4 protein-coding genes and 2 pseudogenes are annotated in these 5,506 nt (G+C 72.2%); 2 read left to right on the top strand and 4 right to left on the bottom strand.

Features of this window, described 5'->3' with window-relative positions; all coding sequences use genetic code 11:
• Window positions 1–546: pseudogene (locus V7E45_RS25460) on the bottom strand (hypothetical protein); the annotation flags it as partial.
• Between the two features lie 79 nt (window positions 547–625).
• Between V7E45_RS25460 and V7E45_RS25455 the strand changes: the two are divergent.
• Window positions 626–1,732: a glycosyl hydrolase family 18 protein gene (locus V7E45_RS25455; RefSeq protein WP_333776526.1), complete on the top strand. Its 1,107-nt coding sequence runs from the start codon at window positions 626–628 to the stop codon at window positions 1,730–1,732.
• Window positions 1,733–1,760: 28 nt separating this feature from the next.
• Window positions 1,761–2,078, top strand: a complete 318-nt coding sequence (locus V7E45_RS25450) for a hypothetical protein (RefSeq protein ID WP_333776525.1) — start codon at window positions 1,761–1,763, stop codon at window positions 2,076–2,078.
• Here the strand turns inward: V7E45_RS25450 and V7E45_RS25445 are convergent.
• The 3 genes and pseudogenes from V7E45_RS25445 to V7E45_RS25435 form a co-directional block, all read right to left on the bottom strand.
• A complete protein-coding gene (locus V7E45_RS25445; RefSeq protein ID WP_333776524.1) occupies window positions 2,059–2,829 on the bottom strand; it encodes a succinate dehydrogenase/fumarate reductase iron-sulfur subunit in 771 nt (256 codons plus the stop codon). The genes V7E45_RS25450 and V7E45_RS25445 overlap by 20 nt on opposite strands.
• Entirely contained in the window at window positions 2,826–4,757 is a 1,932-nt protein-coding gene (locus V7E45_RS25440) for a fumarate reductase/succinate dehydrogenase flavoprotein subunit (protein WP_333776523.1), read from the bottom strand. The genes V7E45_RS25445 and V7E45_RS25440 overlap by 4 nt, the downstream gene beginning before the upstream one ends.
• 17 nt (window positions 4,758–4,774) lie before the next feature.
• Window positions 4,775–5,425, bottom strand: a pseudogene (locus V7E45_RS25435) (hypothetical protein); the annotation flags it as partial.
• Window positions 5,426–5,506: the final 81 nt, after the last annotated feature.

The following is a 5,506-nucleotide window of genomic DNA, read 5'->3' as shown; positions in this document are numbered from 1 at the left end:
CCCCGGTACGCCCGCCCCGTACCGCCGCCATATCGCGAACGCGGCCGACAGCTCGGTGCGCGCGGCCCCCAGGGCCCGGGCGAACGGCTCGGCGCGCTTCTCCCCGAACAGCTCGCGGACGAAGGAGAGTTCCTCCTCGCTGCCCCGTACGCAGTCGTCGGCCAGCACCAGCGCGGCCCTGGCCTGCCGCTCGGACTCCAGCGGGGTGGGCGCGGGCGGAGCCGCCGGCACCACGCCCGGCGTGGTCCGGGTCCGGGCCCGCCGGGTGCGCCGCAGATACCCGTACCCGGCCAGCGCCCCGGCCGCGCCCACGGCGACGAGGGGCAGCACGAGGTCGGGGGTGGACGTCTCGTCCTGGTGCGGCGCGGCGGCGCTCGCGGCGGGCCCGGCCGGGGAGGCGGGAACCGGGGCGTTGTCACCGGCCGTCATCACCGGCAACAGCAGCCACCCGGCCCCCACGAACGCGCCCACGACGGCGTGCGCCACCCGCACCCGTATGTGCGCGGTGGCACACCGGGGCCGGCCCCGAAACAGGGAGGACGTCACATTTCGGAGCGTATGGGCAGGTAGTCGCCTGCGCGAGTGGGGCGGACACAACTGGGGGAACCGAGACACAGGGGGCCGGATGCAGACGGAACAGAACGGCACGGACGAGGGGACGGGCGTGGCGGAGACGTCCGGTCCCGACGCGGCGGAGGGTGACGCCCGCCCGGAGCATCCCCGCCGCCCCCGGTGGTGGCGTCGCCGCCTGCTCGCGGTGGGGCTGGTGCTGCTGCTTTTCCTGCCCCTCCTCGTCGCCGAGACGGCCTTGCGCGTCAACTACGCGGGCGATCCCGCACCGGGCACCCGCACCCGGCACCGGGACGCCCTCTGGCTGGGGCACGCCTGGGTCGACGGCCGGAAGACGGACGCGGACGTGACCGCCCTCGCCGACCGCCTGAAGGACACCGGCATCCGCGACCTGTACGTGCACGCCGGCCCGCTGGAGCACGACGGCACCCTCCCGGCGTCGGACCACCCGCAGGCGCGCCGGCTGGTCTCGGCGCTGCACCGGGCGGCGCCCGGCGTCCGGGTCCAGGCCTGGCTGGGCGACAAGCTCGCCAGTGAGAGCCCGGACGGCCTGCGCCTGGAGCGCGCCGCGACCCGCGCCGCCGTCGTCGCCTCCACCCGGCGGATCCTCGCCGCCGGCTTCGACGGCGCCCACTTCGACCTGGAGCCGCTGCACTCCGGCGACCGCGACTACCTCGCGCTCCTCGACCATCTGCGCGACCTCACCCACGCCCACCACGCCGTGCTCTCCGTCGCCGCCCACCAGATCGACCCGCTGCCCGCGTTCCACTCCTTCTGGGGCGCGACCACCGGCCACCCCAAGTGGTGGTCGCAGTCCTACTTCGGGCAGGTGGCCCGCCGCGTGGACCAGATCGCCGTCATGTCGTACGACACCATGCAGCCGCTGCAGAGCCTGTACGGCGGCTACGTGGCCCAGCAGACCAGCCTCGCCCTGGAGGTCACCCCGGCCACGACCGACCTGCTGATGGGTCTGCCCTTCTACCACGAGAACCGTTTCGGCCACTGGGCACACGCGGAGACCGTGCCGGCCGCCGTGCGCGGCGTCCGTCTGGGCCTGTCCCGCACCGACGCCGCCCGCTCCCGCTTCGGCGTCGCCCTGTACGTGGACTTCGCGGCGACGGAGGCGGACTGGCGGGCGTACCGGGAGGGCTGGGTGAAATGACTTCCCGGACGCCCCTTGCGATGGGACGATGATCGTCATGCATATGTTGCTGGTGGTGGGCGCCTGGCTGGCCGTCGCGCTGCTCGTGGCCGCCGGCGTCGTGTCGGTGGTGACGGACTGGGTGCCGTGGCCCGCGCGCCGCCGGGTTGTCCGGCCGCGGCTGTGGGGCTACGGCACCCTGCTCACGGCGCTCGGGCTGGGCCTGCTCCTGCTGCTGGGCCCGATGGAGGAGGCCGGGGCCGGCATCGTCGCCTTCGCCGGGTACTGCGTGCTGTTCCTGGCCGGCTTCGTCGTGCAGGCCCTCGCCCAGCGGCCCGGCCGGGACACTACGAAGACCGCCTCCTGATCTTCGAGCCCAGCCACACCAGCGGGTCGTACTTGCGGTCGACGGCCCGCTCCTTCAGGGGGATCAGCGCGTTGTCGGTGATCCTGATGCCCTCGGGGCAGACCTCCGTGCAGCACTTGGTGATGTTGCAGTAGCCGAGGCCGTGTTCGTCCTGGGCGGTGCGCTTGCGGTCCAGGCCCGACTCGGCGGCCGCGTCGAGCGGATGCATGTCCAGCTCCGCCACCCGCATCAGGAACCGCGGACCGGCGAAGGCCGACTTGTTCTCCTCGTGGTCACGGACGACGTGGCAGGTGTCCTGGCACAGGAAGCACTCGATGCACTTGCGGAACTCCTGCGAGCGGTCCACGTCCTCCTGCATCATCCGGTACTCGCCGGGAGCGACCCCGGCCGGCGGCACGAACGCCGGGACCTCCCTGGCCTTCTGGTAGTTGAAGCCGACGTCGGTCACCAGGTCCCGGATCACCGGGAACGCGCGCAGCGGGGTGACGGTGACGGTCTCGCCGGGGTCGAAGACGGACATGCGGGTCATGCACATCAGCCGCGGTCGCCCGTTGATCTCCGCCGAGCACGAACCGCACTTGCCCGCCTTGCAGTTCCAGCGCACGGCGAGGTCGGGCGCCTGGGTCGCCTGGAGCCGGTGGACGATGTCCAGCACCACCTCGCCGTCGTTGACCTCGACCGCGAAGTCCTCGAGGCCACCGCCCCGCACATCACCCCGCCACACCTTGAAGCGGGCCTCGTAGCTGCTCACTCGTACAGCTCCTCTTCGGCGAGGTACTTGACCAGCTCCTCCTTCTCGAAGAGGGCGAGCAGGTCCGGGCGGATGGGTTCGGTGGTCTCCCGGGTGAGCCGGATCTGGCCGCGCCCGGGATCGGCCGCGGAGAGGTGGCCGGTGGGGTCGGCGAGAGTGCACAGCAGGTTCACGTTGCGCCAGGCGCGGTCCATCGCCGGACAGTCCTCGCGGGTGTGCCCGCCGCGCGACTCGGTGCGCTCCAGCGCGGCCCGCGCCACGCACTCGCTGACCAGCAGCATGTTCCTGAGGTCCAGGGCGAGGTGCCAGCCGGGGTTGAACTGGCGGTGCCCCTCCACCCCGGCCCGGCGGGCCCGGGCCCGCAGCCCGGCCAGCCGGTGCAGGGCCTGCTCCATCTCGCCCTCCCGGCGGATGATGCCGACCAGGTCGTTCATGGTCTGCTGGAGTTCCTGGTGCAGGGTGTACGGGTTCTCCGGCGGTCCCGCCTCCCCTTCCGTCTCGGCGGAGAAGGGCCGCAGTGCCTCCGCCGACGCCGTGTTGACCTGGGCGTCGTCGACCCGGGGGCGCCGGTCCGCCGCCCGCTGCGCGTACTCGGCGGCGTGCCGGCCCGCGCGGCGCCCGAACACCAGCAGGTCGGACAGGGAGTTGCCGCCGAGCCGGTTGGAGCCGTGCATGCCGCCCGCGACCTCACCCGCCGCGTACAGCCCCGGCACTCCCCGCGCGGCCGCGGTGTCGGAGTCGACCGCGACCCCGCCCATCACGTAGTGGCAGGTGGGCCCGACCTCCATGGCCTCCGCCGTGATGTCGACGTCGGCCAGCTCCTTGAACTGGTGGTACATGGAGGGCAGCCGGCGCCGGATCACCTCCGCCGGCATCCGGGTCGACACGTCCAGGAAGACCCCGCCGTGCGGTGAGCCGCGGCCCGCCTTCACCTCGGAGTTGATCGCCCGGGCCACCTCGTCGCGGGGGAGCAGTTCGGGGGGCCGCCGGTTGCTGTCGGGGGCGTCGTACCAGCGGTCGGCCTCGTCCTCGGACTCTGCGTACTTCTCCTTGAAGACGTCGGGCACGTAGTCGAACATGAACCGCTTGCCCTCGGAGTTCCTGAGCACCCCGCCGTCGCCGCGGACCGACTCGGTGACGAGGATGCCCTTGACCGACGGCGGCCAGACCATGCCCGTCGGGTGGAACTGCACGAACTCCATGTTGAGCAGGGGGGCGCCGGCGAGCAGCGCCAGCGCGTGCCCGTCGCCGGTGTACTCCCACGAGTTCGACGTGACCTTGAAGGACTTGCCGATCCCGCCGGTCGCCACGACCACCGCCGGGGCCTCCAGCACGAAGAACCGCCCGGTCTCACGGTCGTAGGCGAAGACGCCCGAGACGCGTTCACCGTCCTTCAGGACGCGGGTGACCGTGCACTCCTGGAAGACCTTCAGCCGGGACTCGTAGTCCCCGGTCTCCCTCTCGTCCTCCTGCTGGAGCGCGACGATCCGCTGCTGGAGGGTGCGGATCAGCTCCAGGCCGGTGCGGTCGCCGACGTGGGCCAGGCGCGGGTACTCGTGGCCGCCGAAGTTGCGCTGGGAGATCCGGCCGTCCTTGGTGCGGTCGAACAGCGCGCCCCAGGTCTCCAGTTCCCACACCCGGTCCGGCGCCTCCCGCGCGTGCAGTTCGGCCATCCGCCACTGATTGAGGAACTTGCCGCCGCGCAGGGTGTCGCGGAAGTGGACCTGCCAGTTGTCGTGCTCGTTGGCGTTCGCCATGGCGGCCGCGATGCCGCCCTCGGCCATCACCGTGTGCGCCTTGCCGAACAGCGACTTGCAGATCACGGCCGTACGGGCGCCCCGCTCGCGCGCCTCGATCGCGGCCCGCAGCCCCGCGCCGCCCGCGCCGACCACGACGACGTCCCACTCCTGCCGGTCCACCACGGACATCAGAAAGCCCCACTCATCTAGAAGAACCGCGGATCGTCGAAGACGCCGGACGCGACCAGGTACACGTAGAAGTCGGCGAGCGCCACGCTCAGCAGGGACGCCCAGGCGAGCTGCATGTGCCGGGCGTTCAGCCGCCCGACGAACTGCCATGCCCGGTAGCGCACGGGATGCCTGGAGAAGTGCTTGAGCTTGCCGCCGACGATGTGTCTGCAGGAGTGGCAGGAGATCGTGTAGGCCCAGATCAGCACGATGTTGGCCAGGAACACGAGGGTGCCGAGGCCCATGTGGCCCCAGCGGTAGTGCGTGTCGCGGAAGGACAGCACCGTGTCGTAGGTCAGCACCCCGGCCACCAGCAGGGCGGCGTAGAAGAAGTACCGGTGGACGTTCTGCAGGATGAGCGGGAACCGGGTCTCGCCGGTGTAGCGGCGGTGCGGTTCGGCCACCGCGCAGGCGGGCGGCGACGCCCAGAAGCTGCGGTAGTACGCCTTGCGGTAGTAGTAGCAGGTCAGCCGGAAGCCGAGCGGGAAGATCAGGATGATGATCGCGGGGGAGATCCCCCACCAGGCGCCGAACAGGTCGGCGTTGGGGCCCGCGCGCATGGTCCGGCAGTTCTCCGCCAGGCACGGCGAGTAGAACGGGGACACGTACGGCGCCGCGTAGTAGTGGGGGGGGGGGGGGGGGCGCCCCCCGGCGCACCATACGCAGCCCCCAACAAACACACCCCCCCCCCCCCCCCCCCCCCCCCCCCC

Origin of the sequence: Streptomyces sp. IBSBF 3136, assembly GCF_036815105.1 — a bacterium.
Lineage (GTDB): Bacteria > Actinomycetota > Actinomycetes > Streptomycetales > Streptomycetaceae > Streptomyces.
Note: the sequence above shows the minus strand (reverse complement) of the source record. Positions and strands in the feature narration are given on the sequence as shown.

Excerpts from the sequence above, each read along its gene's own strand:
- V7E45_RS25455 (WP_333776526.1), top strand. The coding sequence starts at position 626 with ATGCAGACGGAACAGAACGGCACGGACGAGGGGACGGGCGTGGCGGAG.
- V7E45_RS25450 (WP_333776525.1), top strand. The coding sequence starts at position 1,761 with ATGATCGTCATGCATATGTTGCTGGTGGTGGGCGCCTGGCTGGCCGTC.
- V7E45_RS25440 (WP_333776523.1), bottom strand. The coding sequence starts at position 4,757 with ATGTCCGTGGTGGACCGGCAGGAGTGGGACGTCGTCGTGGTCGGCGCG.